Below are 21,915 nucleotides of genomic sequence, written 5' to 3' on the forward strand. Positions count from 1 at the left end.
CCTGTTACGACCCCGCATCGCACCCAGGACCGAAGGTCCCGAACCATCCCATAACGCTCCATAGCAGCTCGGAGGGGTCGGAACGGGGGGTTACGTACGATCCCGGCGGCTCCTATTCCGCTTCGTACAGGACCAAGGTCCTGTGGGTGCCCTCACTCCGCCGGGGCGTCGAATGTGACCTGGGCCTCGAAGGCGGCACGCCGGGTGGCCCTGCGCAGCGCCTTCAGCAGCGCCGCCCCGACGGTCAGCGTCAGTACGACGGTGAGCGCGGCCCGGCCCAGGTCCCAGCCGACCGAGGTGGCCGTGCAGTAGGCGAGGAAGCGCACCAGGTTGTCGCCGAGCGGGTCACCGGGATGGAAGGAGATCCCCGAGCCGAGGCCCGGCACGATGGTCCAGCCGTACAGATTCATGATCGTCCCGTACGCGAACGCCGCCACCGCCCCGTACGCCGCCAGCATCAGCAGCTCGGCGCGGCCGCGCAGCCGGTCCGGTGCGGGCAGCAGGCCCGCGCCCATCGTGAACCAGCCCATCGACAGCATCTGGAACGGCATCCACGGGCCGACCCCGCCGGTCAGCAGTGCGGACGCGAACATCGTCACCGAGCCCAGCACGAATCCGAACCCCGGCCCCAGCACCCGCCCGCTCAGCACCATCAGGAAGAACATCGGCTCAAGCCCCGCCGTGCCCGCCCCCAGCGGCCGCAGTGCCGCGCCGACGGCGGCCAGCACCCCCAGCATCGCCACCGCCTTCGCGTCCAGCCCGGCGTCCGCGATCATCGCGACCACCACCCCGACCAGCAGCGGCAGCAGCGCGGCGAACAGCCACGGCGCGTCCTGCGCGTGCGCGAGACCGGAATCGGCCCCCGCCAGCAGCGGCCAGCCGAAGGCCACCACCCCGATCGCGCTGATCAGCACCAGCGCGGCGACGGCCCGGGGCCCGAGCCGTACCGGGCGCGCGCCCCGGCCCTCCGTGCCGCTCATGCGCCGCCCCCCAGCGCGGCACGCACCTGGGTCACGGTGAGCCACTCCTGCGGGGCCAGGATCTTCGCGATCTGCGGGGCGAACGCGGGGGACGACACCACGACCTCCGGGGTCGGTCCGTCCGCCACCACCTCCCCGTCGGCGAGGATCACCACCCGGTGCGCCAGCTCGGCGGCCAGCTCCACGTCATGCGTGGCCAGCACGATCGCGTGACCCTCGGCCGCCAGCGCGCGCAGCACCCCGACGAGCCGGGCCTTCGCCGCGTAGTCCAGGCCCCGGGTCGGCTCGTCCAGGAGCAGCAGCGGGGGCCGGGCGGTGAGTACCAGGGCGAGGGCCAGGGCGAGGCGCTGGCCCTCGGAGAGATCGCGGGGGTGGGTGGTGTCGGGTACGTCGGGCAGCAGCTCGGAGACCAGGGCCCGGCAGCTGCCCGGTGCGGCGCCCGCGTCGGCGTCCGCCGCCGCGCACTCGGCGGCGACGGTGTCCGCGTACAGCAGATCGCGCGGTTCCTGCGGTACGAGCCCGGCCCGGCGCACCATCTCGCGCGGCGGGGTGCGGTGCGGGGTCCGGCCGCAGACCAGGACGCTGCCGGAGGTGGGCTCGACCATGCCCACGAGCGCGGCGAGCAGGGTGGACTTGCCCGCGCCGTTACGTCCCATGAGCGCGACGGTCTCGCCGGGCGCGACGGTGAGCGTGACCCGGCGCAGCGCCTCGATCCGGCCGCGCCGCACCCCGAGGCGCTCGATCCGGGTGGTGGCATCAGTGACCGGCTCGGGCACGGCGCTCTCCCGGGGGCCCCGGCCGAAGAGCCTGCCCAGCCCGGACCGCTGCACGGCGGGGCGGGGCGCGGCGGCCGTCACCCCGGCCGGCGGCACCGGCCCGGCCGCACCGCCGACCGGGCCGGGCTCCAGGCCCGCCAGCCGCTCCCGCATCCCGGGGGCCCGCCGCCGGGCGTCCCGCACCGAGAGCGGCAGCGGGTCCCAGCCCGCCAGCCGCCCGAGCGCCACGACCGGAGGATGCACCGGGGAGAGGGCCATCACATCGGCGGGGGCGCCCATCACCGGGGCGGCGCCCGGCGCGGGCAGCAGGACGACCTGGTCGGCGTACTGCACGACGCGCTCCAGCCGGTGCTCGGCCATCAGGACCGTCGTGCCCAGATCGTGGACGAGCCGCTGGAGGACCGCGAGGACCTCCTCCGCCGCCGCCGGGTCCAGCGCGGACGTCGGCTCGTCCAGCACCAGGACCCGGGGGTGCGGGGTGAGGACGGAGCCGATCGCGACCCGCTGCTGCTGGCCGCCGGAGAGCGTGGCGATCGGCCGGTCCCGCAGCCCGGCCAGGCCCAGCAGGTCGAGGGTCTCCTCGACCCGCCGCCGCATCACGTCCGGGGCCAGGCCCAGCGACTCCATGCCGTACGCCAGCTCGTCCTCGACCGTGTCGGTCACGAAGTGGGAGAGCGGGTCCTGGCCCACCGTGCCGACCAGGTCCGCCAGCTCGCGCGGCTTGTGCGTGCGGGTGTCGCGCCCGCCGACGGTGACCCGCCCGGTCAGCCGCCCCCCGGTGAAGTGCGGCACCAGACCCGACACGGCACCCAGCAAAGTCGACTTACCGACCCCCGAAGGGCCGATGAGCAGCACCAGCTCACCCTCGGGAACGGTCAGATCGACCCCCGACAGGGCAGGCCGCCCGGCCCCCTCGTACCGCACAGAGACATCGTCGAACCGGATCACAGCTGCTCCTCGAAGCCTGTGGGGGAGGGCGGGACGGGCGCGACCAGCGCGGGCAGCAGACCGATCAGCACCGCGGCGGCGGGCCACAGCGGCAGCACCGGCGCGGTCAGCGGTACGACTCCGGGGTGCAGCGCCGCCGGATCCGCGCCGCCCGCCCAGATCATCGCCACCGCGACCGCCGCACCGGAGCCCGCGACCAGCCAGGCCCGTACGCCCCACCGGTCGGGCCGGTAGCGGGTCCGCACCGAACGCGTCCCGCCCAGGCGCAGCCCGGCCATCGCCGCGACCAGCCCGGCGATCAGCAGCGGCAGCCCGTACACCGCGCCCTGCGCGGCCAGCAGCCCGTACGTACCGGCGCAGACCCCGAGCAGCCCGCCCAGGGTGAGGACGTTCGTGGTGTGCCGGACGGCGGCCGGGACCTCGGCGGTGCGCCCGTAGCCGCGCGCGTCCATCGAGGCCGCCACCGCGACCGACCGCTCCAGCGCGCCCTCCAGGACCGGCAGCCCGATCTGGAGCACCGCCCCGACGCCCCCGGTCGGCCGGCCGCGCAGCCGCCGGGCGGTGCGCAGCCGCACCACGTCGGCGACCAGGTTCGGTGCGAACGTCATCGCGACGACGACGGCCACCCCGGCCTCGTACAGCGCACCGGGCAGCGACTTCAGCAGCCGGGCCGGGTTGGCGAGCGAGTTCGCCGCGCCGACGCAGATCAGCAGGGTGGCCAGCTTCGCCCCGTCGTACAGGGCGAACAGCAGCTGCTCGGCGGTGACCCGGCCGCCGATCCGGACGCCCTTCGCCCAGTCGGGCAGCGGCACCTCGGGCAGCGTGAACAACAGGTGCGTGCCGGGGATCGGGGAGCCGAGGAAGACGGAGAAGAGCAGCCGCACCCCGATGACGAACAGCCCGATCTTGATGAACGCCCCGTACGAGCGGGCCCACGGCGCGTCCGTCCGGCGCGCGGCCACCACATATCCCGCCACGCCCACCAGCAGGCCGAGCAGCAGCGGGTTGGTGGTCCGGGAGGCGGCGGTGGCGAGCCCGAGCGCCCACAGCCACCACGCCCCGGCGGGCAGCGCGTTGCTCCGGGTCGCGGCGGGGGCGCGCCAGACCGGGGCCGGGGCGACGGCCGCCGGGGCGTTCCCGGTGCCGTCCGTCGAGCCGTTCATCCGCGGCGGCGGCGGGCCTGCGCGACTGCGGCGATGCCGAGCAGAAGGACGGCGCCGACCCCGAAGAGCACCCCGGCGGACGGACCGCCGCCGGAGCCACCGCCGCCGGGGGCGGACGCGGAGGCGGAGGTGGGCGCGGACGCCGTGGCCCGGCCGCTCTCCGTACCGGTCGTCCCCGAGACCTGCTCACCGCACCCCGCGACCGGGTAACCGGAGATCGCGCAGAGCAGCGCGTCACTCCCGTACCGCAGCGGCTTGGCCACCGCCGCGAGCGCCTCCGCGCTGCTCGCGTCCTTCGGGACCCGCGCGCACGCGGTACGCGGCGGGGGCGGGGTCTCGCCCTGCGGCGCGTCGGCGGCGGTGCCGGGGTCGATGACGAGCGCGACCCGCTTGGTGCCGCCCTTGGCGGGGGTGTCCGCGCAGATCTTCGCGAAGTCGGGGGAGCGGCGCGGTTTCGCCGCGTCCTGGGAGTCGGCGCTCACGGCGAACCGGAAGCCCTGCACGGAGCCGTCGTCCGGCCGGACCAGGGACGGCCCCTGGGTGGCGTACGCCCATCCGCTGCCGGAGCCCTCCCAGAAGGACCAGTAGCGGTAACCCGCCGCCTGGGCCGTTCCGGTGCCGAGGAACACGGACAGGACGGCGCCCAGGACCACCAGCAGCGTGGTGGCCCGTCCCCGGCCGCTCACAGCTGCTGGTTCTTCCGGCGGCCGCTGATCAGGAATCCGGCGCCGGCACCGACGGCGAGCCCGATCCCGACGAACCACCAGAGACCGCCGATCCCGTCCCCGTCGCCGCTGTCCTTCTTCTCCTCCTCGGTGGCCGTCGGCTTCGGCTTCGAGATGGAGTAGGGCGCGGGACCGGTCGCGTTCAGCTGGGCGACGAGGTCGGCGCCGCCGAAGTCGTGCACGTCGGCGCCGGTCGAGTGGGCGGCCATGACCAGCTGGGCGTAGGCGGCGGGGCCGCTCCGCGCGGCCCAGTCGGCGGAGTTCTTCGCCAGCCAGTTCACGGCGCCCGCTGCCTTGTCCTTGTGCCCGGAGGCGGAGAGGGCGACGACCGCGTCGGCGGTGTTCCCGAAGTCGGGCTGCGGGGCGCTGTCCTCGGCCCCCGGCATCGGCGGCTGGTCGAGGTGCCCGGTCTTCGCGAGGGCACCGGCCAGGTAGTGGGCGCCGTTCTGGGCGGCCCGCTCCGGCCTGAGCGGCTCCGTCGTCTTACAAGTGGGGGCCGTGGCCGCTGCGGTGTCGCCGACGACGAGCCCCTTGCCGAGCGAGCCGAGCACACCTGCGGCGGTCGCGTCGCCGTTGGCGGCGAGCTTGCCCGCCTTGTCGGGCTGGTAGGCGAAGGCGCCGCCGTCCTTGCCGCCGCAGGGGATGGCGAAGGTGAGCAGGGCGTCGTACGGGGTCTTGCCGCCGTGCGTCGTGATGTCCCCGAGCCGCTCCCCGGCGCGGGCCAGGGCGCCGATCACGATCGAGGTGGAGTTCGCGTCGCTCGGGCTGCCGGCGGTGTAACCCCAGCCGCCGTCCTCGTTCTGGACGGACTTCAGCCAGTCGAGCCCGTTGGCGACGAACTCCTGGTGCTTGCCGACCTCGTGCAGCGCCTGTACGGCGGCCGCCGTCGCGTTGGTGTCGATCATGGTCTTGGCGTCGCACGGCACGGAGGGGTCCGGGCGGTACGCGGCGAACGCCCCGCTGTCGCACTGCTGCCCGACCAGCCAGTCCACGGCCTTCGCGGCGGGCATGACGCCCACGGCCCGCTGCGAGACGAAGGCCAGCGACTGCCGCCAGACCCCGTCGTACGTCGGGTCCGTCGTGCCGTACAGCCCCGAGGGCAGCGCGGTGGACGGGGACGGAGAGGGGGACGGCGCGGCGACCGCGGCCGGGGCTGCGGCTGCGGCCGCGCAGAGCACGGCAGCGGTGGCGGCGAGCGCGGCTGCGCTGCGGCGTACGGTCATGGCGGGCGGGGCCTCTCCTGCGGGAACCGGTCCCAGGCGCACACAGGCACCGGGCTCCGGCTCCGTATACCTCGACGGTGCCGGCCACCGGGGTCCCGATGGCAGGAGCCGGTCACGACACGGACAGGGCATTCCGACTTCCGCCGACGGGGCGGTCACGGCTGCGTGGTCAGTGCCGGATTTCCACCGGCTTCCCCCTGAACGGGCATGATGACGACTCGCACACTCTACCGGGCGGGTACTGCGGGAGCCCTGACCGGGCGGGGGCCGTCCCCGGTCCTCAGTGGCCGGACGGCGGCTCGAAGCACCCCGTCTCCGGGTAGGGGCCATTGACCGAGACCTGGTAGTTCGTCTTCTGTGTGAACGCGGTGACGCAGGCGTCGCGACGGACGAACAGGGCCACCCGGGCGCCCTCGGGCGTGACCTCCCGGTCGGTCTCGAAACGCGCCCTCATCGGCTCGACCCGCAGGGCCCTGCGGGACGTGGTCCCCTCGTCACCCGGGCCCTCCACCTGATAACCGATCCTGATCATCGCGGCCCGGACCGAGGCCGGGTCCCAGACCCCTTGCTTCCAGAGCCGCTTGAGTACCGGCTCGATGCGGTCGGCCTCCCGCCGGGCCGCCCTGGCACTGGCGTCCGACATGTCACCGGCGATCCGGGAGCCGTTGTTCTCGCGGTAGTGCGGGGCGCCGTCACCGGCCCCCGGTTCGACGTAGGGGGAACTCAGCGGCGGACTGGGGGCGGCGCTACCGGTGCTCCCGGGCCCACCGGACCGGCCCGCCGCTCCTGCCGTCGTCGCGTGCTCCGTGCCGCAGCCGGCGAGCGACACGGCGGCGAGGACGACGAGAGCGCCCGCCGCCAGGCCCCTCCCGCGCCCGGACCTGCTCGTCCTCATCAGCCTCAACCCGTTCCGCACCGCGAACCCCTCCCACCGTCGTGTCCCCCGTCCGAGGTGCGGCTCACGATAGCCAGGGCGCGAGGGGAGCGACCCGCGTTCACACCGCGACGAACGTCACCGGGCCGCTTCCCGTGACCGCCTCGGCCCGCCCCAGCTTCACCAGCCGGCGCACATGCGCCTCTGCCTCCGAGACGGCGATGTTCCGTGATCCGTACGGGATCTGCTCCCAGGGTCGGTTCCACTCCATCCGTTCCGCCAGCTGCCACGGTGTGAGCGGTTCCGCCAAGAGTCCGAGGAGGCCGGTGAGGCGTTCCTCGTGGTGGTCGAGGAGTTCGCGGACGCGGCCCGCCGCGTCGGCGAAGGCGTGCTGGTGGGCGGGCAGCACCTCGGCGACCCCGAGGCGGCCGATCCGTTCCAGGGAGGCGAGGTAGTCCCCGAGCGGGTCGGTCTCCGTCGCGTCGTCCGGGTTCTCGTAGAGGCCGACGTGCGGGCTGATGCCGGGGAGCAGGTGGTCACCGGAGAAGAGGCGTCCCCGGCCGGGCAGTTCGGCCGGGTGGTCCTCCTCCAGGTGCAGGCAGACATGGCCCGGCGTGTGGCCCGGGGTCCAGATCGCGCGCAACTCGCGGCCCGCCAGGTCGAGGAGCTCGCCGGGCACGATCTCGCGGTCCGGGAGCGCGGCCCGCAGACCGGGCAGGGTGCGCATCCGGCCGCCCTGCTCGCGGGCTGCCAGCAGCGGGGCGATGTGGTCCTCCGGGGCGCCGACCGTGGCCAGCTTCTCCGCGAGGTACGACAGCCAGGTGCCCGGCTCCGACTCCCGGGTGCGGCGGACGATCGCCGTGTCGGCGGCGTGCATCGCGATCCAGGCCCCGGACGCCTCGCGCACCTGGCCGGACAGGCCGTGGTGGTCGGGGTGGTGGTGGGTGATGACCACGCCGTGGATCTCGCCGATGTCCACGCCCACCGCCGTGAGCCCGGCCGTCAGGGTGGACCAGGCCTCGGGGTCGTCCCAGCCGGTGTCGATCAGGACCGGGCCCCGGTCCGTGTCCAGGACGTGGACCAGGGTGTGGCCCAACGGGTTGTCGGGGATGGGGACTTTGATGCTGTGGACGCCACCACCGTGGTTCATCACCTGCGTCATGGACTCCCCATCTCCTCGCGGTCTCGGTGGCGTGCTGGTCCCGGCCACGGCGCACCGCGTCCACTGTAACGAGAACTTGTTCCAGTGGTAGCCCCGGTCGACCATCGGATCGGGTCGTCCGGTCGTGTCCGGGCCGTGGACTCCTGGAACTGGAACTGGTATCAGTTCTGACACAGAGTCAGATGCAGGACCGTCCAGCAAGTCAACGAGTCGGGTCACATGCCGCGTCGCGGGAGGCAGCAGCCATGAGCGAGCTTGTCGAACACGGAAAACTGTTCATCGGCGGGGAGTTGGTCGATCCGCTCGGGCGGGAAGTCATCGAGGTCATCTCCCCGCACACCGAGCAGGTCATCGGCCGGGTGCCGCATGCCGCACAGGGGGACGTGGACCGGGCCGTCGCCGCCGCCCGCCGGGCGTTCGACGAAGGGCCCTGGCCCCGGATGACACTGGACGAGCGGATCGCCGTCGTCACCCGGATCAAGGACGCGTTCGCCGCGCGGTACGAGGAGATCGCCCGGGTCATCAGCTCGGAGAACGGCACCCCGTACAGCTCCAGCGTCATGGTGCAGGCCCTCGCAGCGATGATGGTGTGGGACGCGGCGATCACCGTCGCCCGCACCTTCCCGTACGAGGAGCGCCGGGACGGGGCGCTCGGGCCGCTGCTGGTGCGCCGTGAGCCGGTCGGGGTGGTCGCGGCCGTCGTGCCGTGGAACGTGCCGCAGTTCACCGCCGCCGCCAAACTCGCGCCCGCGCTGCTCGCCGGGTGCTCGGCCGTCCTGAAGGTGTCGCCCGAATCGCCGCTGGACGCCTACATCCTGGCGGAGATCGTCGCGGAGGCCGGGCTGCCCGAGGGCGTGCTGTCGATCCTGCCCGCCGACCGCGAGGTCAGCGAGTACCTGGTCGGGCACCCCGGCGTCGACAAGGTCTCCTTCACCGGGTCCGTCGCCGCCGGGCGGCGCGTCATGGAGGTCGCATCCCGCAACCTCACCCGCGTCACCCTGGAACTGGGCGGGAAGTCCGCCGCCGTGATCCTCCCCGACGCCGATCTGGAGACCGCCGTCGCGGGCATCGTGCCCTTCGCCTGGATGATCAACGGGCAGGCCTGCGTGGCCCAGACCCGGATCCTGGTCCCGCGTTCCCGGTACGAGGAGACGGCAGAGGCGTTCGCCGCCGCCGCGGGCGCGCTCAAGGTCGGAGACCCGCTCGACCCGGCCACCGAACTCGGCCCGCTCGTCGCGCGCCGCCAGCAGCAGCGCTCCCTCGACTACATCCGGATCGGCCAGGAGGAAGGCGCCAAGATCCTAACCGGCGGCGGGCGCCCGGCCTCGCAGGAGCGCGGCTGGTACGTCGAGCCGACGCTCTTCGGGGACGTCGACAACTCCATGCGCGTCGCCCGCGAGGAGATCTTCGGCCCGGTCATCTGCCTGCTGCCGTACGGCGACGAGGACGAGGCGGTGAAGATCGCCAACGACTCCGAGTACGGGCTCAGCGGCAGCGTCTGGACCGCCGACACCGAGCGCGGCATCGACATCGCCCGCCGGGTCAGGACCGGCACGTACAGCGTGAACACCTTCAGTCTCGACATGCTCGGACCGTTCGGCGGCTACAAGAACTCCGGCGTGGGACGGGAGTTCGGGCCCGAGGGATACGGGGAGTACTTCGAGCACAAGATGATCCATCTGCCCGCCGGGTACGGGGGAGCGGCCTGATGGGGGACCGCTGGAGCGTCGAGGTCGACCGGAGCGTGTGCATCGGCTCCGGGATGTGCGTCAACCACGCACCGGACGGCTTCCGGCTGGACTCCGCCCGGCAGTCGCACCCCGTGGACCCGGAGACCGACGCCAACGAGCGGGTGCTCGCCGCGGCCGAGGGATGCCCGGTCGAGGCGATCACCGTCGCCCTGGCCGACTCGGGGGAAGTGGTGTTCCCCCCGGAGGACTGACCGGCGGGCCGCCCGGGGTGTGGCTTGCCACACCCCGGGCGGGTGGCGGACCGCAGTGACCGGCCGGGGGGTGCCGCGACAGAGTCACCAGCATGTCCACAACGACACCGACCACCAACCCGCCCGGTCCGCCCCGCACCGCCGGTCTCCCCGTCCGCGCGGCCACCGCGCTCACCGCTCTCGCGGCGGTTCTCGTCCCCGCCTTCGTCCTCGCCCCCGGACCGGTGGCCGCGCGCCTCTCGGGCGGCGGCTACGGCCGGCGCGAGCTCGAAGACCGCCTCTCCGACTCGTTCGTCGACTACTGGGTAGCCGGTGAGCGGAGCTTTCCCCCCGGCCTGCGGGGCGTCGTCGACTACTGGTCCCGCTACCACCTGGTCAAGGCCGTGATCGCCGCGCTCCTGCTGGCCGTGCTCGTCGCGCTCGGCGTGCTGCTCCGGAAGGCCTACCTGGAGGCCGGCGGGCTCACCACGGGGAGACGGGCCGCTCTCGCGTCCGCCGGGGCGGCCGTCACAGCGCTCGGGCTGTTCGCGCTGGCGATGGTGATGGCGAACGTCCAGGGGGCGGTGGCGCCCTTCTCCTCGCTGATGTCGATGCTGCCGGTCCACAGGTCCCACGGAGAGCTCGCCGAGACGCTCGGTCAGATCAGGCAGGGGCTGGCCGCCTACCCCGACGGCGGCCAGGGCCCGCCGCCGCTCAAGGTGATGGTCGACGACTTCGGGCGCTACCACGCCGTGCTCGCGGTGGCCGCGGCGGCGGTGGCGCTCTCCGCCGCCGCGATCAGCGCGGTGTCGTGGCGGAGGTTCGCCGCGGCGGCGGCGTCCGACCGGCGGACCAGGCGCCTGTACCGGTCGTCCGGGCTGTGCTGGGCCCTGCTGGCGGCGGCCGTCGCCGTGATCGCCGCGGCGAACACGGCCACCACCGCGGACCCCGCCCCGGCGCTCCTGGCCTTCTTCGAGGGCGGCTGGTGAAACGACTCCCCCAGGCGCCGAGCAGCCCTCAGGCGTTGAGATGGGCCAGGACGGCGAGGACCCGGCGGTGCCGGGTGTCGTCGGGCGGCAGGCCGAGCTTCGCGAAGACATTGCCGATGTGCTTCTCCACCGCGCTGCCGGAGAGCACCAGGCGCCGGGCGATGGCCGTATTGGAATGGCCCTCGGCCATCAGCGCCAGCAACTGCCGTTCCCGCGCGGTCAGTCTCTCCAGCGGGTCGTCCCGTCGCTGCCGGGCCAGCAGCTGGGCGACGACCTGCGGGTCCAGCACCGTCGCGCCCCCGGCGACCCGGACCAGGGCGTCCAGGAACTCCTCGACCCTGGCGACCCGGTCCTTCAGCAGATAGCCGACCGCGCCCGCCCCGTCCGCGAGCAGATCGGCGGCGTAGGACACCTCCACGTACTGGCTGAGCACCAGCACGGGGGCGCCGGGCAGCCGGCTGCGGGCGGTGGCCGCCGCCCGCAGCCCCTCGTCCGTATGTGTCGGCGGCATCCGCACATCGACGACCGACACGTCCGGGCGGTACGTGAGCACCGCCTCGACCAGGGCGGGGCCGTCGCCGACCGCCGCCACCACCTCGTGTCCGTCCTCCGAGAGCAGCCGCACCAGCCCCTCGCGCAGGAGCACCGCGTCATCGGCGACGACGATCCGCAGCGGCTCGCGCGGCGCGGGGACCACCGGTGCTTCCGGCGCCGCGCCGTCCCCGTTCAGTGACACGGGAGCTCCGCCGTGACCGTCGTCGGGCCGCCCTCGGGACTGTCCACCGTCAGCCGGCCGCCGACCGCCCGCGCCCGGTCGGCCAGCCCCGCCAGCCCGTGCCCCTCGGCAGGCGCGGCACCGCCCACCCCGTCGTCCGTCACCCGGACCCGCAGGACGCCCCCGGTGCGGCGCAGCCCGACCGTGCACCGGCCGGCCCGGCTGTGCTTGGCCACGTTCGTCAGGGCCTCGGCGACCACGAAGTACGCGGCCGTCTCGATACCGGGCTCCAGCCGGCCGATCGGCGCGGGGGCGTCGAGCTCGGCGGGCACGACGCTGCGCGCGGCCAGGGCGCGCAGCGCCTCCCTGAGCCCCCGGTCGGTCAGGACCGGCGGTGCGATGCCCCGTGACAGCGCCCGCAGTTCGTCCAGGGCCTCCTGGGTCCGCAGGACCGCGTCCGCCAGTGCTGCCCTGACCAGTTCCGGTCTGCGGTCGAAGTGGTGTTGGGCGCGGCCCAGTTCCATCGCCAGCCGGACCAGCTGCTGCTGGGGCCCGTCGTGGATGTCCCGCTCCAGCCGCCGCAGCGCGGCGGTCTCCGCCGTCACCGCCGCGACGGCCTGAGCGCGGGCGGTGTCGCGCTCCTGCTCCAGTCCGCTGATCCTGCGGTGCAGCGCCGACATGTTCGACAGGAGCGCCTGTCCGAGCCCGGCCTGTACGGCGACGCACATCCGGGTCACCAGCGGCAGGGACGACAGGACCAGCACGCCGACCGAGAGGGCGAACGCGATCCGCCCGGACGGTGACGTCAGGCCCAGGCTCAGCGCGACATGCGACCGGTCGCTGCCCGCGTACAGGGTCATGGGCCGCAGCGAGCCGGGCGCGACCTCGTTGCGCAGGGGGTAGGTGACCATGGCGATCCCCACGAACCACCACAGCGCCGTCACCACGGAGGTGACCAGGACGACCGGGAGCACCAGCACCGCGTGCGCCACGTCGAGCCACAGCTCAGGGTCTGCCGCGCCGTCCGTCCCCTCCGACCTCGGCCGCCGGCCCGCGCCGCCGGAGCCGCCGGTCCGGGCGCGCACCGCGCCGATCCGCCGCCACTCCAGATCGCCGGGCCACCGGACCAGGGCCAGTGCGCGGGCCGCGACGGGCGACCCGCTCGGCACCAGCGAACCGGCCGTTCCGGCACACAGGCCGCCGACCACCAGGAGCAGACCGGCGGCCGCGCTCAGCGGCGCGGTGAGGAGGTACAGGGATTCCACGAGCGTGCGACGTCCGGCGCGGACAGCGGGACCGACACCGGGCCGCCACCGGCCGACGGCCACGGAGGGCAGCGACTCAGCCATGCCCTCAGCTTAATCTCAGCTCTTGGCGGTGCCCCGGCCCGACAGCAGGTGCAGGCGCAGCGCCAGCTGGAGCTCCAGCGCGCGGTCCGGCTCGTTCCAGTCCCGGCCGAGCAGCACCTGGATCCGGTCCAGCCGCTGCACCACCGTATTGACGTGTACGTGCAGCTCGTCCTTGGCCCGGATCAGGCTGCCGCCCGCGCCGAAGTACGCGCCGAGCGTCCGCACCAGGTGGGTGCCGCGCTGGGCGTCGTACTCCAGCAGCGGGCCCAACGCGGAGGAGACGAAGCCACCCACGTCCTGCCCGTTGCCCAGCACCACGCCCAGGAAGCCCAGCTCGTCCACGCACGCGCCCTCACCCGTACGCCCCAGCACCCGCATCGCCCGCAGACAGCGCGCCGCCTCCGCGTACGCGGCGGCCAGCTCCCGCGCGCCCCTGGCCGGGCCCGTGGCGGCGACGGTGACCGGGGTCTGGGCCAGCTGGCCGAGCTGGGCCGCCGCCGAGCGGGCCACCGCCCCGGCCGCCGGGCCCGAGCCGTCCGCCTCGATCAACAGCACCACCGCGCCCGCGTGCTCCGCGCTCACGCCGTGGATCTCCCCGCCGAACAGATAGCGCATCGCGGCCGGGGCCAGCCGTTCCCGGGCGTCGGTCTCCGCGACCAGCAGCAGATGCGGGCGGTCCAGGTCGATGCCGAGGCGGCGGCCGCGCTCCGCGAGGCCCGCCGGATCACGGCCGGTGTCGGTGAGCAGGTCGGCGATCAGTTCGCCCCGGATGCGGTTCTCGGTCTCCGCCACCGTGCGCCGCAGCAGCAGGAGCAGGCCGGTCACCACGGAGGAGCGCTCGAACAGCCGCCGGTCGGAGTCGTCCAGCGGCCGGCTCCGGTGCAGTACCAGACCGGCGAGGAGCTCCTGTCCGGCGAGCACCGCGCAGACCACCCGTCCGGCGCGGTGTACGGCGCGCGCCCCGGTTCGGGACTCCTCCGCCGCCTCCGCCAGCCAGCCCGCGTCCATGCTGTCGGCGGCGAAGCCCGTACCGTCCGGGCGGACGGCGGCCAGCGGGCGGCCGCCCGGGTCGTGGATGGTCAGGGGGGAGCCGAGCAGTCCGGCGACGGCGGCAGCCACGTCCGTCACGTCCCGGCCGCGCAGCACCAGGTCGGTCAGCCGGTCGTGCGACTCCTCGGCCCGCCGCATGGCCGCAGAGTGGGCCCGTACCGAGGCGTTGGCCTCGGCCAGCTCCGCGTTCGCCTCCGCCAGTTCGGCGAGGGCGGAGGTGGTGTCGGCCAGGGCGCGGGCGGTGTCGATGGCGATGGCGGCGTGCGCGGCGAGCGAGCAGAGCAGGGCCACCTCCTCGGGGCTGAACACCCGGGGCGCCCGGTCGGCCGCGAACAGGACGCCGATCACCTTGCCCGTACCGCCCCGGCTGGAGCCCAGCAGCAGCGGCACGCCCAGGATGGCGACCAGGCCCTCGTCCAGCACCCCGGCGTTGATGTTGTGGGTGTGGTGGAAGCGCTCGTCGGTGCGGTAGTCCGGGGTCGCGTACGGGCTCGCCGTCTGCGCGACGAGACCGCCGAGGCCCTCGCCGAGTTCGAGGCGCAGCCGCTGGAAGAGCAGTGACACCGAACCGTCCGTCACCCGCATGTAGGTGTCGCCCGCCTCCTCGTCCGGGAGGGTCAGATACGCGGTGTCCGTGCCCAGCAGCATCCGGGCCCGCCGCACGATCGCCTTCAGTACGTCGTCCAGATCGCGCGAGGCCGCCAGGTCGCCCGCCGTGTCGAAGAGCGCGGTGAGCTGGAGCTCGCGGCGCCGGTGCTGGCGCAGCGCGCCCCTGATCCGCAGCGCGGTGGCGGTGGCTCGCTCCACCTCGGCCAGCTCGCCCACGGGCACCCCGTCGGCCCGCGCCGTCGAGAGGACCGCGCCGAGCGCCTCGGCGGGGGCGTCGTCGGCCAGCAGCTCGAACAGGTGCCGGAGATGGGGTGCGGCGGAGGGGTTGGGCTCGGACATGGCGGCCAGCGTTCGTAGAGAGTGGGCGGGAGAGCTCAGTTGGCGGTCCAGCCGCCGTCCATGGAGAGCGAGGTGCCGGTGATGTGGCCGGTACGCGGACCGCACAGCCACAGCACGGCCTCCGCGACGTCGCCCGGTTCGATCAGCCGCTTGATCGCGCTGCGCTCCAGCATCACCCGCCCCACCACGTCCTCCTCCGAGATGCCGTGCGTACGGGCCTGGTCCGCGATCTGGTTCTCCACCAGCGGGGTGCGTACGTAACCGGGGCTGACGCAGTTGCTCGTCACCCCGTGCTCCGCCGCTTCGAGCGCCACCACCTTGCTCAGCCCCTCCAACGCGTGCTTGGCCGTCACATAGGCCGACTTGTACGGGCTGGCGCGCAGCCCGTGCACCGACGAGATGTTGACCACGCGCCCCCAGCCGCGTTCGTACATGCCCGGCAGGGTCCGGCGCAAGATGCGGAACGGGGTCTCCACCATCACGCGCTGGATCAGCGCGAAGCGGTCCGGCGGGAACGCGTGGACGGGGGCGACGTGCTGGAGCCCCGCGTTGTTGACGACGACGTCCACACCGTCCGGCAGGGTGTCCACCACGGCCGGGTCCGCCAGATCCACCACCCAGGCCGTCCCGCCGATCTCCGCGGCCAGCTCCCCGGCGGCCTCACCGGCCTTGTCCACGACGTGCACATGGGCGCCCGCCGCCGCCAGGGCCTGCGCACAGGCCCGCCCGATCCCGCTCGCCGCACCGGTCACCAGCGCGGTCCGCCCGGCCAGCACCGGCGGTGCGGGTACCTGCGCCGGTCCGCCGCCGGGGGAGGGGGCGGCGGGTTCCTGATCGGGTCTGCGGGAAGTCTCCATGGCCGTCACCGTAGGTACGCGGCGGCGCCTGTCACATGGCGCCGGTGCACACACCCTCCCGCCCCGGCATGGTGGCGGCGTACGTGGTGCGTGGACCGGGCCCGGTCCGCCGGTGCGCGCTCGGTGTCAACCGCCGGGGCGCGGCGCGCAAGGGCGGCGGGGCACACAGACCGGGCCCGGGAGTGTCCGCCGGTCCCATGGGCGCGGGCGGGCGCTGCTCGTAGGTTCCGGCAGCAGTCCGTCCCCCCGCACGTACCGACCAGGGAGGCACCCGTGCGCCCATCGATCCTGAGACGTCTCTTCCGCCGCGTCGCGTCCACGGCCGTCCTCGGCCTGCTCGCCGCGACACTGAGCACCACCACCGCCGACGCCCGCCCGGCCGTCGCCGCGGCCGGGGGCCTCCAGCAGGTCACCGGGTTCGGCTCCAACCCCGGCAACCTCCAGATGTACGAGTACACGCCCGCCGGTCTGCCCGCGAACGCGCCGCTGGTCGTCGCCCTGCACGGCTGCGCGCAGACGGCCGACGCCTACTACACCAACTCCGGCTGGCCGGAACTGGCCGACCGGTGGGGCTTCGACGTCGTGTTCCCGCAGACCACGGCCGCGAACAACGCGCTCTCCTGCTTCGGCTGGTTCGACCCGGCGGAGGACACCCGGGGCAGGGGCGAGGCCGCGTCGATCGTGCAGATGGTGGACCACGCGAAGCAGAGCCGGGGCTCCGACACCGGGCGGGTGTACGTCACCGGCCTCTCCGCGGGCGGCGGCATGACCGCCGACCTGCTGGCCGCCTACCCGGACGTGTTCGCGGGCGGCTCTGTGGCCTCCGGGCTGCCCGCCCAGTGCGCGACGAGCCAGGCGGCCGCGTCGGGCTGCCAGACCGGCCCGCAGAAGCTCACCCCCGCCCAGTGGGGCGACAAGGTCCGGGGCGGCTATCCCGGTTACGGCGGGCCCTGGCCCCGGGTGGCGATCTGGCAGGGCACCTCTGACTACACCGTGTACCCGGCCAACGCCACGGCCCTGCGCGACCAGTGGACGAACGTGTGGGGCATCGGCCAGACGCCGTCCGCCACCGACACGCTCCCCGGCAACACCACGCGCAGCGTCTACAACGACTCCGCCGGGCGGCCGGCCGTGGCGACGTACTCCGTCTCCGGCATGGGCCACGGCCTCCCGGTGAGCCCCGGTACGGGGGCGGAGCAGTGCGGGAAGGCGGCCGCGTACTTCCTGAACACGGTCTGCTCCTCGTACTACACGGGGGTCTTCTGGGGCCTGGACGGTGGCACCCCGGGCGGGGGCGGTGACGACGGGCTCCCGGCCCCGGCGGGCGTGAGCGTCTCCGGTACCACCGACACCACCGCCTCGCTGTCCTGGAACGCGGTCACGGGCGCCGCCTCGTACACGGTCATGCGCGACGGTACGAAGATCGCGTCCCCGTCCGGCACGGCCTACACGGACACCGGCCTCACCGCCGGGACCGCCTACCGCTACACAGTGGCGGCCGTGGACTCCTCAGGTGCGGCGGGCGCCGCCTCCGCCCCGGTGACGGCGACCACCACCGGCGGCAGCGCCCCCGCGAAGTGCTGGACCGCGACCAACTACGCGCAGGTGGCCGCGGGCCGGGCCCACACCACCGGCGGGTACGTCTACGCCAACGGCTCCGAGGCGAACATGGGCCTGTACAACGTCTTCGTCACCCACACCCTCAAGGAGTCGCCCGCCGGGTACTTCGTGATCGCGGACAGCGGCTGCACCACGGGCTGACAGGTGCGGTGGTGCGGGGCCCGGCGGACAACCGCCGGGCCCCGCACCCCGGTTCAGGCCCGCGCGTACGCCACCAGCCGGTCGGCGATCTCGCGGGCGCCCCGGTCGCCCGTGAGCACCGTGTAGTGGTTCACGTCCGGTACCGCGACCGGTGTCAGCCGGGTCCCGGCGAGGTCCGCCGCCGCGAGGCGCTTCTCGTCGTACAGGCCCTGTTCCTCGTCCATCAGGCCGCGGGCGGCCCAGAGCAGGGTCGCCTCCACGGGCAGCTTCCGTACCGCAGAGAGCACCTCCTCGTCGAAGAGGCCGATGCCGTCCGTGCGGACCGCCTCGATCCGGCACGTCGAGCGCATGGCCGGTTCCGCGCCCGTCAGATCGCGCTGGATGTAGGCGTCCACCTCGTCCGACCAGGCGCCCGCGAACGCCGGGTGCGCCTGCCAGAAGGCCCGGTAGGCGGCCCGGTCCGGGAACGTCATCGACAGCCGGTCCATCGCCGGGCCGATCACCGCCGTCATCAGCTCGTCCGGCGACAGGTGCGTGGGAGCCGGGAAGCCGATGCCGCCGTCGACGAGCAGCAGCGGCCCGAAACGGTCCGGGTGGCGCACCGCGGCCAGCGCCGCGACGAACGCCCCCATCGAGTGGCCCGCCAGCACCACCCGGTCCAGGCCCAGCGCCTCGGTCAGGGCGGCGACGTCGTCCGTGTGCGCGGTGACGCCGTACGGGCCGGGAAGGTGCGAACTCCCCGCCCTGCCCCGCAGATCCGGGGCGACCAGGGTGACGCGCCCGGCCAGCCGCCGGGCCACCGGGCCCCAGGAGAGCGCGTTGGCCGTGATGCCGTGCAGCGCGACCACCACCGGCGCGTCCGGCTCCGCGGCCGGCCAGCGAACGGCCGCCAACTCGCCGCCGTTCACAGGGACTTTGATCTCCTCGTGCGGAATCACTGGTGTCCGGTCTCCTTCCGGTACGGGACGGCTCTCAGCCTGGACGGCAGTCGGGCCAGACCGCCGGGCAGCAGATGTACCACGGCCACGAACAGCACGCCCAGCAGGAACAGCGGCTGGGAGAGCGGGACCCGGAGCACCGCCGGGAGTCCGGCGACCGCGCCGGAACCGGCCAGGTCCCCGAGCCGGTGGTCGGCCCAGGTGTAGAGGATGCCGCCGGCCATCGGGCCCCAGCGGGTTCCGGAGCCGCCGAGCACCACCATCACCAGCAGCGACAGCGTGAAGTCGGACGTGGTCGTCTGCGGGGTGGAGCCGCCGGTCAGCAGCAGGTGCACGATGCCGCCGAGCGCGGCGAGGGCGCCCGCGAGGACGAAGGCCGTCAGCTTGAACCCGTACGGCTTCAGCCCCAGCACCTCCACCCGGCGCTCGTTCTCCTTGATGCCCTCCCAGACGCGTCCGGTGGGGGAGTGGACCGCCCAGTGGACGACACCCAGGGTGAGGACGAGATAGGCGAGCGCGATCCAGTAGAGGTTCGCGGTGTGGTCGATGCCGACCAGCCAGGACGGCAGCAGATCGGCGGGGGCCGCCCGGCCCTCCTCGCCGCCGGTGAAACCGCCCGGGTCGCGGGAGACCAGGATCGAGCCCGCCTGGGCGAAGGCGAGCGTCACCATGGAGAAGCCGATGCCGGTGACGCGCAGGCTCACCGAGCCCAGGACCAGGGCCAGGGCGATCCCGAAGAGCAGGCCGAGCACTGCGGCGAGGGCGAAGGGCAGCCCCGCCTCAAGGAGGAACACATTGGTGGCGTAGCTGCCCGCCGCGAAGTACAGGGCGTGGCCGAACGAGAGCAGCCCGGTGCGTCCGAGCAGCAGGTCGTAGCCGGTCGCCAGGGCGCCGAACAGCAGGCAGGTGGCCAGGAGTTGCAGGCTCCCGGCGCTGCCGAGCGGGCCGTCGAGCAGGCCCGGTACGGGGACGGCGCTGTAGGGCGCCACGACCAGGACGAGCAGGACGGCGGCGGGCCACCAGCGCAGCAGCCGGGCGCGGGCCGGGGGCGCTGGGGCCGCCGGGGGCGGGCCGTCGGTGCGTTCCGGTGTCTCGATGGTGGCGCTCACGCGAGCCTCCCCGTCAGTCCGCGCGGGCGGATCAGCAGCAGCGCGGCGAGCAGGACGACGACCGCGAGATCGCCGAGCCCCGCCGCGGTGTAGTAGTTGGCGAACTGCTGGACCAGGCCGATGACCACGGACGCCACGGCGGCGCCGGTCACCGAGCCCATGCCGCCGGTGACCACCACGACGAACGCGAAGATCAGCAGCGAGGTGCCCTGACGGGGGTCGACCGAGCCGAAGTACAGCCCGCCGAGCGCCCCGCCCAGGGCCGCGGCGCAGCCCCCGATCGCGAAGACGAGGGTGAACGCCCTGCGGACGTCGATGCCGAGCGCGGTGACCATCGCCCGGTCCTCGACCCCGGCCCGTACGACGAGTCCGTGCCGGGTCCGGCCGAGGAAGAGCCGCAGCGCCACCAGGACCACGACCGCCGCCGCCACCAGGACGAGCCGGTTGACCGGGACCTGCGCGCCCAGCAGTCCGAAGGTGCCGGACAGCGCCTTCGGACCGGGGAAGGTCCGGGCGTCCGCGCCCCAGATCCCGGACAGCAGCGCGGGGACCGCGAGCCCGACCCCCACGGTGGCGAGGACCTGCTCGCGCGGCCGGGTGTAGAGCGGGCGGACGACGGCGAGTTCGAGGAGCACCGCGGCGGCGGTGCCCACCGCCGTGCCGAACAGCACCGCGAGGACGAAGCCGGCCCCGCCGGGGCCCGCGCCGGGAAGGTTCCCGGACGCCGCCCACCAGGTGCCGTACGCGCCGATGGAGAGCAGGGCGCCGTGCGCGAAGTTGAGCACGTCCATCAGGCCGAAGATCAGCGAGAGTCCGGACGCGACGAGGAAGTAGAGGGCTCCCAGACCGAGTCCGGTCATGGTGAGCAGGACGAGGGTGGACATCAGGAATCCGCCTCCACGGAAGGTGCTTCGGTGACCGGCCCGTGCCCCACGCCGAGCAGCCGGCGGGCCGCCTCCGCGTCGCCGAGCAGCTCCGCTGCCGGGCCCCGGTGGGCGGTCCGGCCGTCGGCCAGCACCACGCAGTGCCCGGCCAGCCGGCGTACGACGGCGAGGTTCTGCTCCACGAGCAGCACCGGCACCGCCTCTGCGGCCCGCTCCAGCACCCGCGCCACCTCGGTGACCACCTTCGGCGCGAGGCCCTTGGTCGGTTCGTCCGCGGTGATCAGCCGGTTGGCGTTGAGCAGGGTGCGGCCGATGGCGACCATCTGCTGCTGACCGCCGGACAACGTTCCGGCCAACTGCCTGGCCCGCTGCTTGAGTTCCGGGAAGAGTTCATGGACCAGGGGGTAGTCGGGTTCGCCCGCGCCGGGCCGCTCGGCCAGCCGCAGGTTCTCCGCCACGGTCAGCCCGGCGAAGACGCCCCGGTCCTCCGGGGCGTACCCGACACCCCGCCGGACCACGGCGTGGGTGGGCAGGGACACGGTCTCCTCGCCGTCCAGCCGGACGCTGCCGCTGCGCGGGACGAGCCCGAGGATGCCCCGTACGGTCGTGGTCTTCCCGGCGCCGTTGCGGCCCAGCAGCGCGGTCACGCCGTGGGCGGCGACGTCCAGGGCGACGCCGTGCAGGATGTGCCGGCCGCCGATCAGGACCCGCAGGTCCCGTACGTCGAGCAGGGGGTGCTCGCTCACAACCCCTCCCCGAGGTAGGCCTGTTGCACGGTCGGATCGGCGGTGACGGCCTCCGGGGTGTCCAGGGCCAGCAGCCGCCCGTGGTGCATCACCGCGAGCCGGTCCGCCAGGCCCAGGAGCACGTCCATGTGGTGTTCGACCATGAGGACGGTGCGCCCCTCCTCGCGGTGCAGGGTGCGGATGAGCTCGGTGAGCGCGGGGACCTCCTCCGCGCTCACCCCGGCCATCGGCTCGTCGAGCAGCATCAGCCGGGGCTCGCCCACCAGCAGCACGGCCAGCTCCAGCTTCCGCTTCTCGCCGTGCGACAGTTCGGCCGCCGTCGCCCCGGCCCGGTGGCCGAGGCCGGTGCGCTCCAGCACGCCGGCCACCTGCGCGGTGTACGGGTCCGCGCGCCGCCAGAGCCGGTACGAGCCGCCCCGCGCGGCCTGCGCGGCCAGCCGTACGTGGTCGGCCACCGTCATCGCAGGCCAGAGGCTGGAGGTCTGGAACGTCCGGCCGATGCCGCGCCTGGCACGTACGTGCGCGGGCCGGTCCGTCAGATCGGCGCCGTCCAGCGCGACCGTGCCGCAGGTCGGCATGACGGTGCCGCTGATGAGGTTGAACAGGGAGGTCTTTCCGGCCCCGTTGGGGCCGATGAAGGCGAGGAACTCGCCCTCGTGGACGCCGAGCGTGATGTCCTCAAGGATCGTCGCGCCACCGACGCTCCAGCCCAGTCCGTCGAGGCTGAGCACGGGAGCGGCCGGGTGCGCGGCGTCCGCCCGGCCGTCCCGGCGGCCGAGGGGGTGCGGTGCGGTCAT

20 protein-coding genes and 1 riboswitch are annotated in these 21,915 nt (G+C 74.3%); of the genes, 4 read left to right on the forward strand and 16 right to left on the reverse strand.

Features of this window, described 5'->3' with window-relative positions:
* Window positions 1–152 precede the first annotated feature (152 nt).
* The 7 genes from ACFVQ0_RS20370 to ACFVQ0_RS20400 all read right to left on the reverse strand — a co-directional run bounded on the left by ACFVQ0_RS20370 (window position 153) and on the right by ACFVQ0_RS20400 (window position 7,851).
* A complete protein-coding gene (locus ACFVQ0_RS20370; RefSeq protein WP_390089894.1) occupies window positions 153–980 on the reverse strand; it encodes an ECF transporter S component in 828 nt (275 codons plus the stop codon).
* A complete protein-coding gene (locus tag ACFVQ0_RS20375; RefSeq protein WP_390089896.1) occupies window positions 977–2,704 on the reverse strand; it encodes an ABC transporter ATP-binding protein in 1,728 nt (575 codons plus the stop codon). The genes ACFVQ0_RS20370 and ACFVQ0_RS20375 overlap by 4 nt, the downstream gene beginning before the upstream one ends.
* Window positions 2,701–3,867 (reverse strand): energy-coupling factor transporter transmembrane component T, encoded by a 1,167-nt coding sequence (locus ACFVQ0_RS20380; protein ID WP_390089898.1) that lies wholly within the window; start codon window positions 3,865–3,867, stop codon window positions 2,701–2,703. The genes ACFVQ0_RS20375 and ACFVQ0_RS20380 overlap by 4 nt, the downstream gene beginning before the upstream one ends.
* A complete protein-coding gene (locus tag ACFVQ0_RS20385) occupies window positions 3,864–4,553 on the reverse strand; it encodes an SCO2322 family protein (RefSeq protein ID WP_390089900.1) in 690 nt (229 codons plus the stop codon). Before ACFVQ0_RS20385 ends, ACFVQ0_RS20380 begins: the two co-directional genes overlap by 4 nt.
* A complete protein-coding gene (locus ACFVQ0_RS20390; protein WP_390089902.1) occupies window positions 4,550–5,815 on the reverse strand; it encodes a prenyltransferase/squalene oxidase repeat-containing protein in 1,266 nt (421 codons plus the stop codon). Before ACFVQ0_RS20390 ends, ACFVQ0_RS20385 begins: the two co-directional genes overlap by 4 nt.
* Window positions 5,816–5,941: 126 nt before the next feature.
* Window positions 5,942–6,014, reverse strand: a riboswitch (cobalamin riboswitch).
* Window positions 6,015–6,095: 81 nt separating this feature from the next.
* Window positions 6,096–6,710 carry a hypothetical protein gene (locus ACFVQ0_RS20395; RefSeq protein WP_390089904.1) on the reverse strand — a complete coding sequence of 205 codons (615 nt, stop codon included), beginning with the start codon at window positions 6,708–6,710 and terminating at the stop codon, window positions 6,096–6,098.
* Between the two features lie 100 nt (window positions 6,711–6,810).
* Window positions 6,811–7,851 carry an MBL fold metallo-hydrolase gene (locus tag ACFVQ0_RS20400; RefSeq protein ID WP_390089906.1) on the reverse strand — a complete coding sequence of 347 codons (1,041 nt, stop codon included), beginning with the start codon at window positions 7,849–7,851 and terminating at the stop codon, window positions 6,811–6,813.
* Window positions 7,852–8,096: 245 nt separating this feature from the next.
* On the opposite strand from ACFVQ0_RS20400, the gene ACFVQ0_RS20405 reads away from it, so the two are divergent.
* From ACFVQ0_RS20405 to ACFVQ0_RS20415, 3 genes are all read left to right on the forward strand, one after another.
* A complete protein-coding gene (locus ACFVQ0_RS20405) occupies window positions 8,097–9,560 on the forward strand; it encodes an aldehyde dehydrogenase (RefSeq protein ID WP_390089908.1) in 1,464 nt (487 codons plus the stop codon).
* Window positions 9,560–9,793, forward strand: a complete 234-nt coding sequence (locus ACFVQ0_RS20410; RefSeq protein ID WP_371773389.1) for a ferredoxin — start codon at window positions 9,560–9,562, stop codon at window positions 9,791–9,793. The genes ACFVQ0_RS20405 and ACFVQ0_RS20410 overlap by 1 nt, the downstream gene beginning before the upstream one ends.
* 92 nt (window positions 9,794–9,885) lie before the next feature.
* Window positions 9,886–10,761 carry a hypothetical protein gene (locus ACFVQ0_RS20415; RefSeq protein WP_390089911.1) on the forward strand — a complete coding sequence of 292 codons (876 nt, stop codon included), beginning with the start codon at window positions 9,886–9,888 and terminating at the stop codon, window positions 10,759–10,761.
* A 28-nt stretch (window positions 10,762–10,789) separates the two neighbouring features.
* Here ACFVQ0_RS20415 and ACFVQ0_RS20420 read toward each other — a convergent pair whose 3' ends face one another.
* Genes ACFVQ0_RS20420 through ACFVQ0_RS20435 form a run of 4 tightly spaced genes read right to left on the reverse strand, consistent with a single transcriptional unit; the run spans window position 10,790 to window position 15,680 of the window.
* The gene (locus ACFVQ0_RS20420) at window positions 10,790–11,434 is read right to left on the reverse strand and encodes a response regulator (protein ID WP_390090724.1); all 645 of its coding nucleotides are present in this window, start codon (window positions 11,432–11,434) and stop codon (window positions 10,790–10,792) included.
* 53 nt (window positions 11,435–11,487) lie between these two features.
* On the reverse strand, window positions 11,488–12,825 hold the full coding sequence (locus ACFVQ0_RS20425) for a sensor domain-containing protein (RefSeq protein ID WP_390089913.1): 1,338 nt from the start codon (window positions 12,823–12,825) through the stop codon (window positions 11,488–11,490).
* Between the two features lie 15 nt (window positions 12,826–12,840).
* Window positions 12,841–14,823: a helix-turn-helix domain-containing protein gene (locus ACFVQ0_RS20430; RefSeq protein ID WP_390089915.1), complete on the reverse strand. Its 1,983-nt coding sequence runs from the start codon at window positions 14,821–14,823 to the stop codon at window positions 12,841–12,843.
* A 35-nt stretch (window positions 14,824–14,858) separates the two neighbouring features.
* Complete coding sequence (locus ACFVQ0_RS20435) at window positions 14,859–15,680, reverse strand: 3-hydroxybutyrate dehydrogenase (RefSeq protein ID WP_390089917.1); 822 nt, start codon at window positions 15,678–15,680, stop codon at window positions 14,859–14,861.
* Between the two features lie 273 nt (window positions 15,681–15,953).
* Here ACFVQ0_RS20435 and ACFVQ0_RS20440 point away from each other — a divergent pair, with 273 nt between their 5' ends.
* A complete protein-coding gene (locus ACFVQ0_RS20440) occupies window positions 15,954–17,441 on the forward strand; it encodes a PHB depolymerase family esterase (RefSeq protein WP_390089919.1) in 1,488 nt (495 codons plus the stop codon).
* A 53-nt stretch (window positions 17,442–17,494) separates the two neighbouring features.
* Here the strand turns inward: ACFVQ0_RS20440 and ACFVQ0_RS20445 are convergent, their stop codons facing one another.
* From ACFVQ0_RS20445 to ACFVQ0_RS20465, 5 genes are read right to left on the reverse strand one after another with little or no spacing between them, the layout of a single operon-like run.
* Window positions 17,495–18,379, reverse strand: a complete 885-nt coding sequence (locus ACFVQ0_RS20445; protein WP_390089921.1) for an alpha/beta hydrolase — start codon at window positions 18,377–18,379, stop codon at window positions 17,495–17,497.
* A complete protein-coding gene (locus ACFVQ0_RS20450) occupies window positions 18,376–19,488 on the reverse strand; it encodes a branched-chain amino acid ABC transporter permease (RefSeq protein ID WP_390089923.1) in 1,113 nt (370 codons plus the stop codon). The genes ACFVQ0_RS20445 and ACFVQ0_RS20450 overlap by 4 nt, the downstream gene beginning before the upstream one ends.
* Window positions 19,485–20,372, reverse strand: coding sequence for a branched-chain amino acid ABC transporter permease (locus tag ACFVQ0_RS20455; protein ID WP_390089925.1), 888 nt, complete (start codon window positions 20,370–20,372; stop codon window positions 19,485–19,487). The genes ACFVQ0_RS20450 and ACFVQ0_RS20455 overlap by 4 nt, the downstream gene beginning before the upstream one ends.
* On the reverse strand, window positions 20,372–21,118 hold the full coding sequence (locus ACFVQ0_RS20460; RefSeq protein WP_390089927.1) for an ABC transporter ATP-binding protein: 747 nt from the start codon (window positions 21,116–21,118) through the stop codon (window positions 20,372–20,374). Before ACFVQ0_RS20460 ends, ACFVQ0_RS20455 begins: the two co-directional genes overlap by 1 nt.
* Entirely contained in the window at window positions 21,115–21,915 is an 801-nt protein-coding gene (locus ACFVQ0_RS20465) for an ABC transporter ATP-binding protein (protein WP_390089929.1), read from the reverse strand. Before ACFVQ0_RS20465 ends, ACFVQ0_RS20460 begins: the two co-directional genes overlap by 4 nt.

The sequence above is a fragment of the Streptomyces sp. NPDC057900 genome, from assembly GCF_042887885.1.
Taxonomy (GTDB): domain Bacteria; phylum Actinomycetota; class Actinomycetes; order Streptomycetales; family Streptomycetaceae; genus Streptomyces.